Here is a 17,401-nt window from a genome sequence, read left to right as displayed (position 1 = left end):
TTAAGCGTTGCTGCTTTGGGCGAGGAGCCGTTCCTTAAGCTGTGCTAAGGCATCTGCCCAGCGGGGATCCGGTTGAGCCGCCTCGGTATCCATGGAGCTATATTCAGCCGGCGCCGAATTGGCTGGGGTACGCCGCCCATTGTTTTTATTATTTTTGCGATTATTGCGGTTGCTGGGAGTGGGCTTTTCGGCCACTGTTTCTTCTTTTTCCTTATTTTCCTTAGCTTCAGATTTGGGCTTCTCGTTGGCTTTCTCAATCTTGAGGGGATTGTCCTTAAAGGTGTAGCCGTTGAGTTTCTCAATCACCTGATCCGCCACTTCCTCGGATTCAACGGTGACAAAGCCGAAACCGCGGCACTTACCAGTCTTGCGATCGGTAATTAGTTTGGTGGTGCCCACTTCGCCCACTTCTTGGTTAAATAGGGCTTCTAGCTCTTCGCGGCTCAGTTCACGCGGCAGATTGCCCACATATAAACGCACGGACATAAAGAAACCTCCCTTCGGCAGCTTAAAAACAACACGATTCAAAAATGGACAGTCGGGCGTGAGAAACCGCTCGCAACTGAGGTCTACGTCCCCCAAGGGTACGCAAAGCCCCTGCCTTGATTAGTGGTGTAAAATAACTGGATGGGTTCACAGCGATTGTTGCTAATTGAGAACCTGCATGGACGTAATGGAGCAAAAGCAATGAGAGCGCCTAGCTCCTTAATTGTTCCTACTTAGGGTATCACAGTTCCTCCACCTAGGGCTAGGATTTTGCGGAAAAATTTTGCTGTGGCAGCGCAAGCGCAATGTGGCACAATAATCAATGCTGTTTTTGCGATGTGATGCCTGTGACTGCGACTGCTGTCCCTCGTCGGCCTGTTTTTCCCTTTACGGCAATTGTCGGTCAGGACGAAATGAAACTGTCATTGTTGCTCAATGTCATTGACCCCAAAATTGGTGGGGTGATGATTATGGGCGATCGCGGCACGGGCAAATCAACCACCATTCGCGCCCTCGCGGATCTGCTGCCGGAAATTGAGGTGGTGGCCGATGATCCCTTCAACAGTCATCCTAACGATCCCGATCTCATGAGCGACGCAGTGAAGGTGGCGGTGGCGGCGGGTGAACCCCTTCACACCATTAAGAAAAAAGTGCCGATGGTGGATCTGCCCTTGGGGGCAACTGAGGATCGGGTTTGCGGCACCATTGATATTGAAAAAGCCCTTGCGGAGGGGGTGAAAGCGTTTGAACCGGGTCTTTTGGCGAAGGCTAACCGCGGCATTCTCTATGTGGATGAGGTGAACCTGCTCGACGACCATTTGGTGGATGTGCTGCTGGATGCCGCTGCCTCCGGCTGGAATACCGTTGAGCGCGAAGGTATTTCAATTCGTCACCCAGCACGGTTTGTCTTAGTTGGCTCTGGTAACCCCGAAGAAGGGGAACTGCGACCGCAACTATTGGATCGCTTTGGCATGCACGCCGAGATTCGCACCGTTAAGGATGCCACCCTGCGGGTAGAAATTGTTGAGCAGCGATCGCAATTTGATCAAAACCCCGAAGCCTTTTTGGCCAAATACCAAGCTCAACAGGAAGCGCTGCAAGCCAAGCTAGTTGCTGCCCAAGCCCTCTTGCCGAGTGTCACAATTGACTACGAACTGCGGGTGAAAATTTCCCAAGTCTGTGCCGAGCTAGATGTGGATGGCTTGCGGGGAGACATTGTCACCAACCGCGCTGCCAAGGCCTTGGCCGCCTTTGAGGGACGCAGCGATGTTACCGTCGAGGATATTTCACGAGTGATTGTCCTGTGTCTGCGGCACCGTCTGCGCAAGGATCCCCTTGAGTCAATTGACTCCGGCTACAAGGTGGGCAAAGTCTTCCAAGAGGTTTTTGGTGTGGAGATTGCTGCTTAGGCTGGGATTGGGATTACTTCAGTTGCTCTAGTCCCCACTCGTAGAGCGATCGCGCCACCCCTTTTTCTGGCATTTGTTCTTGATTGAGAACTTGGCAAAGGACATTTAACAGCCCTTGATGAATTTCTGCTGGGGATGTCTCTGGGGAAACACCGGCCAACTGAGTCAACTCTTTACGGCCGATCGCTCGATTGCGGTGAACAACGCCATTGCGATATTCATTGACCGTCCCCAGCTTTTTAACAAGGTCATCAGCGGGCAATCGCTGCTCCGCTTTTGCCCAGGCTCGCCACAGCACCCCCAATGTCGGATCACGATAGTTGCCCTCCTGCAAAAATTCCTCACCTAAGTGCCCCTGCGTGCGCCAATCTTCCTGTTCGCATCGCCAAAACAGGAGCCGTTCAAGCATCTGGGCAAATTGCATAAAGGCGAGGGTATAGTTCGCCTGCTGCAAGCTCAGATCAATCAATAGCTCAAATTCGCAAATTTTCAAGAACTTGCTGGTGGCCGTTTCACTATTGGGACAACGATTGACCGTCGCCTCGCGCCACTGCTGCCGTTGATCTTTGCGAGCCACTGCTCTCGTAGACCCTTGATCCAGCCAGCGTTCCCCCTGAATTCCCTTGAGAAAATCTTGAATACTCCAGTTTGTTGCTAAGGCAAGGCGATCGGCCAACTGATAGAGCGCTTCATGGCGATCGCGATGGGCTTCAAGGAGTACCTTTGCGGCAGCAAAGTCGCCCCGTTTCCATGCTGTGGCAATCCGCTGGCATTCCAGTGGCCAAAAGACCTCACCTAAAGACACCTCTTCAAGAGATTCAGCACTGCGAGCAGACTGATTGCTTGGATCAAAGAACGGTTTTGGCTCTGTCGGGATAATTTTCCTAACGGGATACTGACGCATGAGAACTGCCGCAATCATGTTCAAAGCATCTGCCATTTGAGGGACAGACCCCTTTGTTTGAATTTGCAACTGCCAATTGCCAGCCGCGTTCTCTGGCAGACGCTTAATATATTGCTCTAACTGCTTTTCCGTGAAGTCCCACAGGGCTTGCCTCTGATTCACATCAACCGGACAGTTCCAAACCGTGACGTTGAGGTGGGGATAGCGCTGCCGAATCGCCCCTGCCATCAACTGCGCCAACCAGCAAGTATCCATGGCGTAAAATTGCCAGCCGACCGACTCTGGCTGATCTGTTCCCCAGAGAATCACCTCCGCAGGTTCCGTTGGCGTGGCATAGTGTGCTGCCAAGATTTGCTCATCCAGCAGCAAAACCACGGGTGAAAAGTCATTCTTAGCTTGACAATGCCGATAAACGATTTCACTTAAATAGCGCACGTTGTGGCGGTGCTTTGCCTCAGGATCATGAAAACCCCGTTGGATGCCAAATTCCTCGTACAACTCACTCAGGTGAGGTGGCGCATTCCCCTTACGGGCAGGATCACCATCAGCTCCAAAATTGCGCACAATACCGTCTTTGCACCGCCAGCCCACCTGTCGGTTGCCCACAGTAATCATCAGTGTTTTCATGGCACAGCAATTAGAATTGCAGAAATACTTACATATTATCTTGCAAAGGGGGACGCTCAAGGGCGATCGCCCCCAAGTAACCGCGGCGATAGTCTTGCAAAAGTTGACGAGCCGCCCGTTCTAAGTCCCCATGGTAGCGGCGAGTGGCGAGATCATGAAGATAGGTTTCACCCGTGTCGGTGACGGCTAGACCATAGCGATCGCTGAGGCGATCGGCGTGTCCCAACTGGTGCAGTAGCTCAACAAGAATTGGTGCCACGCGACAAGGGTCGTAGGCAGCTTCGCCAATGTCATCGCAAATGGCCAGTTTTACCGCCGCCTCTTGATTCTTAAAATTCATCGGCAAGACCCCGGGGGCATCCAAAAGTTCCAAGGTGGGAGACAAACGTACCCAGCGCAGTTGCCGGGTTACCCCCGGCCGAGCGGCACTCTCAACCACCCGCTGCCGCAAAAGGCGATTAATCAGTGCTGACTTGCCCACATTGGGAAACCCCAGAACCACAGCCCGTACGGCTCTTACTTGCATGCCCCGCTGTTGACGGCGTTGATTCATGGCAGTCCCTGCCCGCACCGCCGCCTGTTGGAGTTGGCGAATCCCTTCACCCCGCTGCGCATTGGTGAAAAAGACGGTTTCTCCTTGGGTCTCAAACCATGTCAGCCACTGCTGGCGATCGCGATCGCTAATCCTGTCCATGCCATTGAGCACTAAGAGGCGGTGCTTGCCACTAGCCCACTGACGAATTTGGGGATGGTAACTGGCCAGGGGAATCCGTGCATCCCGCACTTCTAAGATCACATCCACCTGTTTCAGTTGTTCCTTAAGGGCGCGTTCTGCCTTAGCAATGTGGCCGGGATACCATTGAATGATCGGACTCATAGAAATTCCACCCCCTTTTTTGCAAAAACAATAGAGCGATCGCCCCCCATGAACGCCATTCAATTGATTTCAGATAATCCTCAATCGTTTTTGAATAGACAGAGCACTATGGTTGTGCGCCTCTGATTAGAAACCTATAAACAACTCTAAAGATTGATAACCCAAACCTATAGAATAATTAAGAATCTCCAAAGCAAAAGTTATTGCATTGGGTATCAACTAAGCTGATGCTTAAGCATAAGACCTACGACGATATCACAGGCTTGCGGATGGTTGCATCATCTCGCTGAGTTTTGCATTGCTCAATTTTGCCCCATTTTGGGGGAATCGTAGCGTTCACACTACCCATTGCAAAGGTTGCCCGTAGAGATTGCTCTATTCGGCACAGTAACTGTTAAAGAGGAAAAACGTCTATGGCCTATACGCAATCCAAATCCCAGAAAGCTGGGTATCAGGCAGGGGTAAAAGACTACCGCCTGACCTATTACACCCCTGATTACACTCCCAAAGATACCGATATTCTAGCGGCCTTTCGTGTGACCCCGCAGCCGGGCGTGCCCTTTGAGGAAGCTGCCGCCGCCGTTGCCGCAGAATCCTCGACAGGGACATGGACCACCGTGTGGACCGACCTGCTGACCGACTTGGATCGCTACAAAGGTCGCTGCTACGACATCGAACCCCTGCCGGGTGAAGATAATCAGTTCATCGCCTACATTGCCTACCCGCTGGATCTCTTTGAAGAAGGATCCGTCACCAACATGCTGACCTCCATTGTGGGGAACGTGTTTGGTTTCAAAGCCCTCAAAGCGCTGCGTCTAGAAGACCTGCGGATTCCGGTGGCTTACCTGAAAACCTTCCAAGGCCCCCCCCACGGGATTCAAGTGGAGCGCGACAAATTGAATAAATATGGTCGTCCCCTCTTGGGCTGCACGATCAAGCCGAAACTGGGTCTGTCGGCGAAAAACTATGGCCGTGCCGTTTATGAATGTCTGCGCGGTGGTCTGGACTTCACCAAAGATGACGAAAACATCAACTCCCAGCCCTTCCAACGCTGGCGCGATCGCTTCCTCTTCGTTGCCGATGCCATTCACAAAGCCCAGGCCGAAACTGGCGAAATCAAAGGCCACTATCTCAACGTAACCGCTCCCACTTGCGAGGAAATGCTGAAGCGGGCAGAGTTTGCCAAAGAACTGGAAATGCCCATCATCATGCATGACTTCCTGACCGCAGGGTTCACTGCCAACACTACCTTGGCCAAATGGTGCCGTGACAATGGCATGCTACTGCACATTCACCGCGCTATGCACGCTGTGATTGACCGTCAGAAAAACCACGGCATCCACTTCCGGGTCTTGGCCAAGTGCTTGCGGATGTCTGGGGGTGACCACATCCACACCGGTACCGTTGTCGGTAAGCTGGAAGGGGATAAAGCCATCACCCTTGGTTTTATCGATCTGTTGCGGGAAAACTACATTGAGCAGGATCGCTCTCGTGGCATTTACTTCACCCAAGACTGGGCCTCGATGCCAGGAGTGATGGCGGTGGCTTCTGGTGGCATTCACGTCTGGCACATGCCCGCACTGGTGGACATTTTTGGTGATGATTCTGTGCTGCAATTTGGGGGCGGCACACTTGGTCACCCTTGGGGGAATGCACCGGGGGCAACTGCGAACCGGGTCGCCCTTGAAGCCTGCATCCAAGCCCGCAACGAAGGTCGTGACCTGATGCGCGAAGGCAGCGACATCATCCGCGAAGCCGCTCGCTGGAGTCCAGAACTGGCTGCTGCCTGCGAACTCTGGAAAGAAATCAAGTTCGAGTTTGAAGCGCAAGACACGATCTAGGTGGTGCAGTTGGGGTTCAATCGGAGCTACGGCAACGATTTCCCCGTAGGTCTATGGATGTCAAGCACATTGCGAAGCAAACCACCAAAACCCTGATGAGTTATCTCACCTATCAGGCCGTGCGAACCGTGATTGGGCAACTGGCCGAAACCGATCCACCGCGATCGCTCTGGCTACACCAGTTCACGAGTCAAGAAAGTATCCAAGATGGTGAACGCTACTTGGAAGCTCTCTTTCGCGAACAGCCCGATCTCGGTTTTCGCATCCTCACGGTACGCGAACATCTCGCGGAAATGGTGGCGGACTATCTACCGGAAATGTTACGTGCGGGCATCCAGCAGGCCAACTTGCAACACCGCTGTCGACAACTGGAGCGGATGACCCAAGTGGCGGAAGCCAATGTTGAAAGCAGCAATCCAGAAACCCCTGAATAGTTTGTTGACTGTGAACCAATTGAGGAACCTATGAAAACACTGCCCAAAGAACGTCGTTACGAAACTTTCTCCTACCTGCCTCCCCTCAGTGATGCCCAAATTATGCGGCAAATCCAGTACGCGATTGATCAGGGTTACCACCCCTGCGTAGAGTTCAACGAAACCTCTGATGCTGAGATTCACTACTGGACGATGTGGAAGCTGCCCCTGTTTAACTGCACCAATGCCCAAGAGGTGCTCAACGAGGTGCAGCAGTGCCGCTCGGAGTATCCTAACTGCTTTATCCGGGTGGTGGCCTTTGACAATATCAAGCAGTGCCAAGTGATGGGCTTTATTGTCTACAAGCCCAATCAGGCCAACAGCGGCTACGGCGGCTATCGCTATTGAGGCTGAGATTTTCTCAGTCCATTTTAGGGGGGGGAAACACCCCCCTATTTTTTATTGCACGTTAATGAGGCGAGCGATCACACAAGTAGGCTTCAACTGCTTGCGGTGCTGTTTTCTACTGATCAGGGTTGGGTTTAGGCATCGGCACTTAGCGACTGGAGTCGGCGCTGAATAATCGCGAGTTGCTGTTGGGCAGCGGTCAGTTGCGCCTGAGCCGTAGCCACCACCTCTGGTTGGGCTTTGTTAACAAAATTGGGGTTGTTGAGGCGAGCCGTTAAAGATTGAATGTCTTTGGTCAGGCGATCGCCCTCCTGCTGGAGTTTGGCCACCAAGGCTGCCACATCCACGACCCCCGCTAGGGGAATGAGCACCTCGCTTTTGCCAACCACACCACTAAACACCTGCTGCGGAATTTGCAGGTCGGTGCCAATGGTTAGCGACTCAAGGCGCGCTAGGTGTTGAATATCTGCCGCCCCAGCCTCAAAGATCGGTGCTTCCTCAGCACTGGCCTCAATCAAGGCCGTAATATACAATCCCGGCTTAATTCCTGCCTCTGCCCGCAGATTGCGAAGGGTGCGGATGGTTTCAATCAAAAGGCTAAATTGGGCTTCAAGGTCAGGGTCAATGGCGCGGCGATTCACTTTCGGGTAGGGTTGTACCGCTAAAACTTCACTGTCTCCCACCTGATGCAGCGTGTGCCAAATTTCCTCGGTGATGTGGGGCATGAAAGGATGGAGCAGCTTCAGGATACCATCGAGAACCGTGGCTAGCACCTGTTGCGCCGTGCGCTTAGCTTTGGCGTTTTCCCCTTGCAAACGGGGTTTCACCAGTTCAATGTACCAGTCGCAAAAATCCCCCCAGATGAATTCGTAGAGTCCCTTAGCCGCCTCCCCAAGGCCATAGCTTTCAATGCGTTCGCGGGTGGTTTGAATGGCCGTGTGGTAGCGACTGAGAATCCAGCGATCGCTGGCCGCCAAGTCCCGCCGCTGTGGTGTCCCCAACTGGCTGGGGGTTTGTCCCTCTAGATTCAGCAACACAAAGCGAGAGGCATTCCAGAGCTTGTTGGCAAAGTTGCGAGCCGCCTCGACGGTTGCCGATTCATCGGTTTTGCGGTTGTAGGCCAAGCGAATATCCTGACCGGCGCCTACCACTTCCTTGACCAAGCTATAGCGCAGCGCATCAGTACCGTATTTTTCAATTAAGATCAGCGGGTCAATGCCATTGTTGGCAGACTTGGACATTTTCTTGTTGTTTTCATCCCGCACCAAGCCGTGGATATAGACATCGCGGAAGGGGATTTTACCCGTGAAGTACTGCCCCATCATAGTCATCCGCGCCACCCAGAAAAAGATGATGTCAAACCCGGTCACAAGGGTGGTGTTGGGGTAATAGCAGCGATAGTCTGGCGTATCATCGGGCCAGCCGAGGGTAGAAAAGGGCCATAGACCAGAGGAAAACCACGTATCCAGTACGTCCTGATCCTGCTGGAGCTGAATCTCCTTGCCAAATTGGGCGATCGCCTTGGCGCGGGCAGCGGCCTCATCCATGGCCACCACAAAGGGCGTGTCATCGCGCACTTCGCCTTCGGTTTCACTGACCACATACCAAGCGGGAATTTGATGCCCCCACCACAGTTGCCGTGAAATACACCAATCCCGTAAGTTCACCAGCCAATCGCGATAGACCTTTGCCCAGCGATCGGGGATAAAGCGGGGGGAGTGCTTTTTATCCAGTGCCTTGAGGGTAGCATCCGCGAGGGGACGAATTTTCACAAACCATTGAGTAGAGAGGAGCGGTTCAATGGGGACTTTGCCGCGATCGCTATAGGGAACGGTGTGTTTATAGTCCTCCACCCGTACCAAAAAGCCCTCTGCCTCTAGGCGAGCCACCACCTGTTTACGCGCCACAAAGCGATCCAGACCTGCAAACTCGCCAGCATTCTCATTGAGGGTGCCATCCTTATTCATCAGGTTAATCATGGGTAGGTGATGGCGTTGCCCCATGACAAAATCATTGGGATCGTGGGCTGGGGTGACTTTCACACAGCCGGTGCCAAAGGTCGGATCTACTAAGGGATCGCCAATAATGGGAATTTCCCGATTCATCAGGGGAAGCCGCAGCGTTTTGCCAATCAAATGGCGATAGCGATCGTCCTCAGGGTGAACCGCCACCGCTGTATCTCCCAGCATCGTTTCTGGCCGGGTCGTCGCCACCTCCAAATATCCTGAGCCATCCGTCAGCGGATAGCGAAAATGCCAGAGATGCCCCTGTACTTCACGGTTTTCCACTTCTAAATCCGAGACTGCCGATTGACTGGCGGGGCACCAGTTCACCAAATACTTACCGCGATAGATCAGCCCTGCTTCATAGAGGCGATTAAAGGCGGTCAGCACCGCCCGCGACAACCCCTCGTCCATGGTGAAGCGTTCGCGCGACCAATCCACCGACAGTCCCAAGCGACGAATTTGGCCGACAATCGTATTGCCCGATGACTCCTTCCACGCCCAAGCCCGCTGCAGATAGGCCTCTCGTCCCAAGGCAAAGCGGTTGGTGCCCTCCGCGTGCAACTGTTGATCCAAAATCGTGCTAACAGCAATACTGGCATGGTCTGTCCCCGGCAGCCAGAGGGCGTTGCGACCAATCATGCGGTGATAGCGAATCAGCACATCAATCAGGGCGTGCTCAAAGGCGTGACCCATGTGCAAACTGCCGGTGACATTCGGAGGCGGAATGACAATGCAATAGGGCTTGCCAGGGTGGTTGGGATCGGCGTGAAAGACACCACTGCTTTCCCAAAGCTGTTGCCATTTGGCCTCGGTTTGCTTGGGATCGTATTGACTGGGGAGGGTAATCGCGTCGGTCATGGGTTGCTGCACTACTCCAAGGCGCCTAGGCCATCACCATACCACCATCCACATTGAAGACTTGCCCCGTAATGTAGGCGGCTGCCGGATCCAAGGCCAAAAAGCGCACCATCCCTGCCACCTCTGTGGGTTCGCCATACCGCCCTAGGGGAATGAATTTAAGAATGTCCTCTGCCTTGAGTCCAGCGGTCATCTCAGTGGCAATAAAACCGGGGGCAACGGCATTCACGGTAATGCCCCGACTGGCGAGTTCTTTGGCCACAGTTTTGCTAAACCCAATCACGCCTGCTTTGGCAGCACTGTAGTTGGCTTGGCCAGGGTTGCCCATTTGCCCGGCTACCGAAGCAATGTTGATAATTCGTCCCCGCTTTTGCTTGAGCATCAGTTTACTCACCGCACGGGTACACAGGAAGACCCCCGTCAGGTTCAGGTTAATCACCGCCTGCCAATCCTCGAGGCTCATGCGCAGCAGCAGCGTGTCGCGGGTAATGCCGGCATTGTTGACCAGCACATCGACGCGGCCATAGGTGTCCACCGTTTTGGCCACAAGGGTATCGACCTGCTCAGGGATAGATACATCGGCAGCAATCGCGATCGCTGTTCCCCCTTGCTGTTCAATCATTTGCACCACTTCAAGGGCAGCTTCAGCAGAACGGGCGTAGTTGACAACTACAGTGGCTCCTTCTTTCGCCAGTTCGAGGGCGATCGCCCGACCAATTCCCCGTGAGGCACCAGTGACAATGGCAACGGCTGCTTCGCTCAAATCAGTTCTCTCCTAAGGGCAAAAATGCTGCACGTATGGATAGTCCATCACAAATTTTAACAGCCGATGTTACCCCTCTTGGGTCTAGGGCATGTCAACCCAATAGATCAACACGCGAGGCAGTATTCTTAGGCGGAGTGATCGAGCCAATCAGACACTGCCTCTAGGTCAGTGAAGTCTAGAAGTGCTTCTGCCAACGCTTCGATTTGATCGGGAGAGAGCTGACGAATCCGTTCTTCAAGGTCATTGGGCACACTGCCAAACCGCCGCCTTAACTGCCGCAGGACAACGGCTGCTTCTCCTTGCTGTAGTCCTTGTTGCAATCCTTGTTGCAGTCCTTGCTGTAGTCCTTGTTGCAATCCTTGTTGCAATCCCTGCTGTAGTCCTTGCTGTAGTCCTTGTTGTAGTCCTTGCTGTAGTCCTTGTTGTAATCCTTGCTGTAATCCATCCTCTCGTGCCTCAGCATAAACCTCTTGATAAAATCGCGTCCGCTTTAGTTCCTCAGTGGTAAACCCCAGCATGCGCAGCACCTCCTCGCGACTCAGCTTGGTGAACTTGTAGAGCACAATGGTTGTGATTAACTCCATTATGACTTCTGGCCTTGGAACCGCCTCTATGCGAGTGCGTTCTGCCAGTAACCGTGCTGCTGTCGGCATTTCTACTTCGGGTAACACGGTGAGCTGCATCAGGGCTAGGCTCAATGGCAACGCCTCAAGTGAACCGAGTTCATTCAAATAGACCCGACGCAGGCGATCGCTATTCACTAACAATTGATACGGCTCAAAACACTCTTGTTCTGCTTGGCGATTGGGATAAATAACCACCGCTTGCCAATCAGAGAAGGTTTGACGATACAGCCGCAGATAGAGAAAGATTTCCGCAAAGAATCGTTCGTAGAAGGTGTTGTCCCGCTGAAACTGCACTTCACAAAAATAGACTATTCCCGAGGGGTCGGGGGGCACGAAGACGCCATCAATGCGAAAGGCCGTTTGCTTGAGTTCCACGGATTCAAAACGATACCCCTGAGGAGTGTCTCTGCCCAAGAGGTCAAAGAGGGTCTGGGGCAGCTGGGCAAACAGTTGGTAAAACAAGGAGTCGCGGTGCATGGGCTAGGAAGAGCGATTTAGCCACGCAAACACTTCCTCTAGGTCAGTGAAGTCTAGAAGTGCTTCTGCCAACGCTTCGATTTGATCGGGAGAGAGCTGACGAATCCCTTCTTCAAGGTCATTGGGCACACTACCAAACCGCCGCCTTAACTGCCGTAGGACAACGGCTGCTTCTCCTTGCTGCAATCCTTCTTGTCGCCCCTCTTGTCGCCCCTCTTGTCGCCCTTCCTCTCGTGCCTCAGCATACACTTCTTGATAAAATCGCGTCCGCTTTAGTTCTTCAGTGGTAAACCCCAGCATGCGCAGCACCTCCTCGCGACTCAGCTTGGTGAACTTGTAGAGCACAATGGTTGTGATTAACTCCATTATGACTTCTGGCCTTGGCACTGCCTCTGTGCGAGTGCGCTCTGCCAGCAACCGTGCTGCTGTCGGCATTTCTGCTTCGGGTAACACGGTGAGCTGCATCAGGGCTAGGCTCAATGGCAACGCCTCAAGTGAACCAAGTTCATTCAAATAGACCCGACGCAGGCGATCGCTATTCACTAACAATTGATACGGCTCAAAACACTCTTGTTCAGCTTGGCGATTGGGATAAATAACCACCGCTTGCCAGTCAGAGAAGGTCTGGCGATACAGACGCAAGTAGAGAAAGATTTCCGCAAAGAATCGTTCGTAGAAGGTAGTGTCCCGCTGAAACTGCACTTCACAAAAATAGACTATTCCCGAGGGGTCAGGGGGCACGAAGACGCCATCAATGCGAAAGGCGGTTTGCTTCAACTCGACTGAGTCAAAACGATACCCCTGAGGGGTGTCTCTGCCCAAAAGGTCAAAGAGGGTTTGGGGTAACTGGGCAAACAGTTGGTAAAAGAGGGAGTCGCGGTGCATGGGCTAGGAAGAGCGATTTAGCCACGCAAACACTTCCTCTAGGTCAGTGAAGTCTAGAAGTGCTTCTGCCAACGCTTCGATTTGATCGGCAGAGAGCTGACGAATCCGTTCTTCAAGGTCATTGGGCACACTACCAAACCGCCGCCTTAACTGCCGTAGGACAACGGCTGCTTCTCCTTGCTGTAGTCCTTGTTGTAATCCTTGCTGTAATCCATCCTCTCGTGCCTCAGCATAAACCTCTTGATAAAATCGCGTCCGCTTTAGTTCTTCAGTGGTAAACCCCAGCATGCGCAGTACCTCCTCGCGACTCAGCTTGGTGAACTTGTAGAGCACAATGGTTGTGATTAACTCCATTATGACTTCTGGCCTTGGAACTGCCTCTATGCGAGTGCGCTCTGCCAGCAACCGTGCTGCTGTCGGCATTTCTGCTTCGGGTAACACGGTGAGCTGCATCAGGGCTAGGCTCAATGGCAACGCCTCAAGTGAACCAAGTTCATTCAAATAGACCCGACGCAGGCGATCGCTATTCACTAACAATTGATACGGCTCAAAACACTCTTGTTCTGCTTGGCGATTGGGATAAATGACCACCGCTTGCCAATCAGAGAAGGTTTGACGATACAGCCGCAGATAGAGAAAGATTTCCGCAAAGAATCGTTCGTAGAAGGTGTTGTCCCGCTGAAACTGCACTTCACAAAAATAGACTATTCCCGAGGGGTCGGGGGGCACGAAGACGCCATCAATGCGAAAGGCCGTTTGCTTGAGTTCCACGGATTCAAAACGATACCCCTGAGGAGTGTCTCTGCCCAAGAGGTCAAAGAGGGTTTGGGGCAGCTGGGCAAACAGTTGGTAAAAGAGGGAGTCGCGGTGCATGGGCTAGGAAGAGCGATCGCTCCGACCAGAAACCTCAGAAAACTTCAGAACTAGAGTGTTATGGAGGCAGGGGTTCCCCCTATGCTAAGCTGAGGACTGTATAGAATATGTTGTGGTTTTGCATAGATCCCTATGGCGACGTACTATTACATTCTCGCAAGCAAAAAGTTTTTGACTGAGGAAGAACCCCTTGAGGAAGTGTTTCGCGAGCGACAGCGTCACTATCGGGAGCAAGGCAAAGAGATTGATTTTTGGCTGGTGCCCGAGCCGGCGTTTTTAGAGCAGCCCCAGTTTGCTGAACAGAAGGCGCGTTGTCCACAGCCCGCCGCAGCCATTATCTCCACCAACCAGCAATTTATTCAGTGGCTGAAGCTGCGCTTGGAGTATGTGCTGATGGGGCAATTCACCAGCGAGGAGGTTCCGAATCCCCTTGCTTCCCTTGCAAGCGTTTAGGGACAGGCTTGAGCAACATCGGGATTTTGTTGACGGTAGTCCTTGAGCCAGTCACAGGCGCTGGTTAATAACTGTCCTAGGGTGGCCAGCGGGCTAATCAAGACCTCGTCATCCTCGGTACCAATCGCCACATAAAGTTCGTCTTGGCCACTCACATCAACGCTGTAGGGAATGGCAGAAATACGATCAATCAGTGTAATGAGCTGGCCTCTTTGGTTCCAAACCCGCACACTGCGATCGGGGGAGGCGGTGGCAATCATTTCACCATTGGGGCTAAGACCGAGACTGACAATACTGCGCTGGTGAGCACGAAACACACGGGGGTTGCTGGGGGCATTCTTGCCGTGAATTGACCACAAATAGACGGAGCCACTTTCGCCAGCCGCCGCTAGGAATTGGCCGTTGGCACTAAATTCAAGGCTAGCCAGCCATCCTGCATCAGGGTTCAGGCGATAGGCAAGGCGATCGCCCTCAAAATTCCAGACCTCAATTGTGCCCGCAGACCCCGTACTCGCCAGCAGCGGGAGTGTCGGATGGAAGCTGAGGCTCCAAATTTCCCCTTCACTTTTGCGCTTTTGAATGTTCTCTGGCCGCTGGAGGTCAACAAGATAAATGGTGCCTTTTTCATCGCCTGCGGCTAAGTACCGTCGTTGGGGATCCATGGACACGGTGTAGAGGGTAGCCTCGATGGGCAGTTGCCAGATTTGCTGGGAGCGATCCGCAAGGTTCCAGATCACTAATTTTCCCCCTTTGGTGGCGATCGCCACCCGTTGGCCGCTGGGACTAAAGAGCACTTGGTTGATGCCTTGAGGATCGAGAACTGGGGTTGTGGCAAGGAGCGTGCCATCCCGTTGCCAGTACTTGACGCGACCATCTTTGCCCCCCGTGACTACTGTGGCTGCTTGGGGATCTAAGGCCACTGTCCAAATACTCTCTTGATCGGCAAACCAGTGTTCCGTGCGGTGATGATCGAGGTACCACAGCGTCATTTGCCCCCCGCGATCGCTACTGAGGAGCACTGACCCCGTTGGATTAAAGCTGACGGTATTGATCAGGCGTTCATGACTCCCCAACTCAGCAATCAGTTCACCCGTTGGCTGCCACAGACGCATCGTGTTATCTGTGCTCAGGGTCAATAGACGATAGCCCACAGGAGACGTACCCACAAAATACACTGGGGCTGCACTGACACGCCATTGATTGATTTGTTGCCCCTTGGTGTTCCAAAGGCGGAGGGTGCCATCTTTGCCTACCGTCGCCAGTTGGCCATTGCTGAGATAGGTCAAACTGGTTTGGGGAACGGGAAGATCGGCTTGGACTTGCCATGCTTGGAGCAGTTCCCCCTGACGAGACCAAACCCGAATCCAGCCTTCTTCATCGGCAGTGGCCAAGCGATCGCCCCTGATGGCATAACTCAAGCTATTGATACTCTGGCTAGGGGTGGGAATAGTGGCCAGTAATTCCCCTTCAAGGCTCCAACGCAGCATATCCCCTGTAGTTGTGGTGGCCGCCAACTCCTGCCCCTCTGGACTAAAGCGAAAGTTATTGATCGGTAAGGCAGGCAAACGCCGTTCAAAGATAAGTTTTTGCGGTTCGACACGCCACAGGGAAATTTCGCCCTTATTATTGAGCAGACCCACGCGATCGCCCCTAGGGCTGATCCGTGCCAGTTTGACATTGCCAATCTCCAAAGACTGGGCACTCAGTCGCTCGCCGTTCACTCGCCAAAATTCGACAACGCCGCTTTCACTAATGCTGAACTGCTGACCATCAGCCGTCAAAAAGGCCGCCATCAGGGGGGTATTGTCACTCTGCCATTGGTTGCGGGCTTGAATGTGATCGAGGAGAAAATTAAGCACAAAGAGGGGGCGCGTCGTAGGGTATTGACTCAGGGGGCGATCGCCCACCAGTCGTTTTAAGTGGCGTCCTGCCTCAATACCTGCTAAAAGGGCGGGTAACTCTTGGGCTTGAAACTGTTCCAGAAGATCATTACTGGTTTGCTCAAGGGCTAGACTTTCTTGGGAGGCTTGTAGATCTGCATAGGTTTTTGCCAAAATTGCCGCTACCCCCAGAGAAATCACAGAAACAATACCAAGAGCCATGAGGGCGCGGCGGGTCAGACGACTGGCTTTTTGGCGAGCTGCCTCGAGAATGCGGTTGGCAGCACTGATCGTCTCCTTTTCTTGGCGCTCGAGCAGTAACGTGTCTTGAATCGCTTTCTGGTTGGCCTCCTGACTGGCAGAAAGATACTGATAATCCAGATCACTGAGGCTTTTGCCACTGGCCCAGATCAACGCTTCCTCAAGGGCTTGTCCCCGCAGGAGACGGGAGCTATCACTGCCCCCAGAGCGCAGCCATGCTTGGAACTCCTCACTGTAGGGGCGCAGTTGTGCCAACTGTTGCTCAACCCACTGGGCATCAAAAACTTGGGCATAGATGGGGTTAAACACCTGCAATTTGCCTTGGCGCTGGCACACCAATCCCGTTAGAGCGAGGGCTCGCTGCTCACTACTGCCATCAAGGGGAATACCCCCCGTTTCTAAAACCCGCTGATAGAGACCCAAGAGACGACCGATGCGCTGTTCATCGGCCAGCAAGCGATTGCGAATGGTCTTGAGGTGTTCGGGTTCATCTTGCCGCTCCCAATCCTGAAGGATATGCTCTTGGACAAACTGGGCTAACTCATGGGAGAGGGTTGACGCCGGCATAAATGACCCGTGGTGTTGCAGCAGGCGACAGAGTTTTTGGGTCAAGAAGGGTTGGCCACCCGTCCAATTGAGAATTTCCGCCAAGAGTTGATCGGGGTTGTCGCTAAGATGGGCAATGCCCTTGAGTAGGGGGGTGGCTTCCGCAAGGGTAAATCCCTGTAAATCAATGGCACAACCAATGTTAAAGGGGGTGCGTTGCTTATCTTGAATCAGTTGATCGGGGGTGGCCACGCCAAAGAGAGCAAAGGTTAAGCGCTGATATTCGGGATAATCTGCCCGTTGGTTGTAACAAGCGCGGATCCAAGCAAAAAAATCATCGGTGGAAAAGGGCAGACTCAACAAACTATCAATTTCATCAATAAAAATGACAAGGGGTTCACGGGTGTGGGCAAGCAGCACTGTTTCTACGAAATCACTGAGGCGCTGAATGGGTGACACCAGCTGGCGATCGCGCCACCAAGCGCGCAAGGAGACCACATCAGTTAACTGAAATCCCTGAATGAGGGCACCCACAAAGCTGGCATACCACTGCTCGGGTTGAATATTTTGGCTGCCAATTTTGGTAATGTCGAGGGCAGCACAGCGGTACCCCATTGTGATCAATTGCTGTGTTACTTGCACCCGCAAGCTGGATTTGCCCATTTGCCGCGAATTGAGAATATAGCAAAACTCACCAGCGGTCAGGGCAGCCAACAGATCCGCATCCGCTTGCCGTCGGACATAGACTGCCGATGTGGTCGGTAAACTGCCCCCCACTTGATAGGTGGTTGCTGCATCCATTGAG

General features: G+C 53.1%; 14 protein-coding genes. 5 read left to right on the top strand and 9 right to left on the bottom strand.

Annotated elements, in window-relative coordinates; translation table 11 throughout:
- Positions 1 to 486 (bottom strand): RNA-binding protein, encoded by a 486-nt coding sequence (locus tag RHH53_RS12115; protein ID WP_206200366.1) that lies wholly within the window; start codon positions 484 to 486, stop codon positions 1 to 3.
- A 341-nt stretch (positions 487 to 827) separates the two neighbouring features.
- Between RHH53_RS12115 and bchI the strand changes: the two genes are divergently transcribed.
- Positions 828 to 1,895, top strand: coding sequence for a magnesium chelatase ATPase subunit I (bchI, locus tag RHH53_RS12110; protein ID WP_310438593.1), 1,068 nt, complete (start codon positions 828 to 830; stop codon positions 1,893 to 1,895).
- Positions 1,896 to 1,908: 13 nt separating this feature from the next.
- Here the strand turns inward: bchI and RHH53_RS12105 are convergent, their stop codons facing one another.
- Positions 1,909 to 3,426, bottom strand: coding sequence for a hypothetical protein (locus RHH53_RS12105; RefSeq protein ID WP_310743851.1), 1,518 nt, complete (start codon positions 3,424 to 3,426; stop codon positions 1,909 to 1,911).
- Positions 3,427 to 3,454: 28 nt separating this feature from the next.
- Positions 3,455 to 4,303: a ribosome biogenesis GTPase YlqF gene (gene ylqF, locus RHH53_RS12100; protein ID WP_310743850.1), complete on the bottom strand. Its 849-nt coding sequence runs from the start codon at positions 4,301 to 4,303 to the stop codon at positions 3,455 to 3,457.
- Between the two features lie 413 nt (positions 4,304 to 4,716).
- On the opposite strand from ylqF, the gene RHH53_RS12095 reads away from it, so the two are divergent.
- The 3 genes from RHH53_RS12095 to RHH53_RS12085 are packed head-to-tail and all read left to right on the top strand — an operon-like array spanning position 4,717 to position 6,965.
- Positions 4,717 to 6,144, top strand: a complete 1,428-nt coding sequence (locus RHH53_RS12095) for a form I ribulose bisphosphate carboxylase large subunit (RefSeq protein WP_149819787.1) — start codon at positions 4,717 to 4,719, stop codon at positions 6,142 to 6,144.
- A gap of 53 nt (positions 6,145 to 6,197) precedes the next feature.
- Positions 6,198 to 6,578, top strand: coding sequence for a RuBisCO chaperone RbcX (gene rcbX / locus RHH53_RS12090; RefSeq protein ID WP_310438590.1), 381 nt, complete (start codon positions 6,198 to 6,200; stop codon positions 6,576 to 6,578).
- Between the two features lie 30 nt (positions 6,579 to 6,608).
- Positions 6,609 to 6,965, top strand: a complete 357-nt coding sequence (locus tag RHH53_RS12085) for a ribulose bisphosphate carboxylase small subunit (RefSeq protein ID WP_206200361.1) — start codon at positions 6,609 to 6,611, stop codon at positions 6,963 to 6,965.
- A 134-nt stretch (positions 6,966 to 7,099) separates the two neighbouring features.
- Here the strand turns inward: RHH53_RS12085 and RHH53_RS12080 are convergent, their stop codons facing one another.
- The 5 genes from RHH53_RS12080 to RHH53_RS12060 all read right to left on the bottom strand — a co-directional run bounded on the left by RHH53_RS12080 (position 7,100) and on the right by RHH53_RS12060 (position 13,456).
- Positions 7,100 to 9,829 carry a valine--tRNA ligase gene (locus tag RHH53_RS12080; protein WP_310743849.1) on the bottom strand — a complete coding sequence of 910 codons (2,730 nt, stop codon included), beginning with the start codon at positions 9,827 to 9,829 and terminating at the stop codon, positions 7,100 to 7,102.
- Positions 9,830 to 9,854: 25 nt separating this feature from the next.
- The gene (fabG, locus tag RHH53_RS12075) at positions 9,855 to 10,592 is read right to left on the bottom strand and encodes a 3-oxoacyl-[acyl-carrier-protein] reductase (protein WP_206200359.1); all 738 of its coding nucleotides are present in this window, start codon (positions 10,590 to 10,592) and stop codon (positions 9,855 to 9,857) included.
- Between the two features lie 128 nt (positions 10,593 to 10,720).
- Positions 10,721 to 11,698, bottom strand: a complete 978-nt coding sequence (locus tag RHH53_RS12070; protein ID WP_310743848.1) for an Rpn family recombination-promoting nuclease/putative transposase — start codon at positions 11,696 to 11,698, stop codon at positions 10,721 to 10,723.
- A 3-nt stretch (positions 11,699 to 11,701) separates the two neighbouring features.
- Positions 11,702 to 12,583 carry an Rpn family recombination-promoting nuclease/putative transposase gene (locus RHH53_RS12065; RefSeq protein ID WP_310438586.1) on the bottom strand — a complete coding sequence of 294 codons (882 nt, stop codon included), beginning with the start codon at positions 12,581 to 12,583 and terminating at the stop codon, positions 11,702 to 11,704.
- Positions 12,584 to 12,586: 3 nt separating this feature from the next.
- Complete coding sequence (locus RHH53_RS12060; protein ID WP_310743847.1) at positions 12,587 to 13,456, bottom strand: Rpn family recombination-promoting nuclease/putative transposase; 870 nt, start codon at positions 13,454 to 13,456, stop codon at positions 12,587 to 12,589.
- Positions 13,457 to 13,588: 132 nt separating this feature from the next.
- On the opposite strand from RHH53_RS12060, the gene RHH53_RS12055 reads away from it, so the two are divergent.
- Entirely contained in the window at positions 13,589 to 13,909 is a 321-nt protein-coding gene (locus RHH53_RS12055) for an MgPME-cyclase complex family protein (RefSeq protein ID WP_011057339.1), read from the top strand.
- On the opposite strand, the gene RHH53_RS12050 is transcribed toward RHH53_RS12055, so the two are convergent.
- Positions 13,906 to 17,397: an AAA-like domain-containing protein gene (locus tag RHH53_RS12050; RefSeq protein WP_310743846.1), complete on the bottom strand. Its 3,492-nt coding sequence runs from the start codon at positions 17,395 to 17,397 to the stop codon at positions 13,906 to 13,908. The two genes, RHH53_RS12055 and RHH53_RS12050, sit on opposite strands and share 4 nt — an antisense overlap.
- Positions 17,398 to 17,401: the final 4 nt, after the last annotated feature.

The organism is Thermosynechococcus sp. PKX82 (assembly GCF_031583255.1).
Classification (GTDB): Bacteria; Cyanobacteriota; Cyanobacteriia; order Thermosynechococcales; family Thermosynechococcaceae; genus Thermosynechococcus.
Note: the sequence above shows the minus strand (reverse complement) of the source record. Positions and strands in the feature narration are given on the sequence as shown.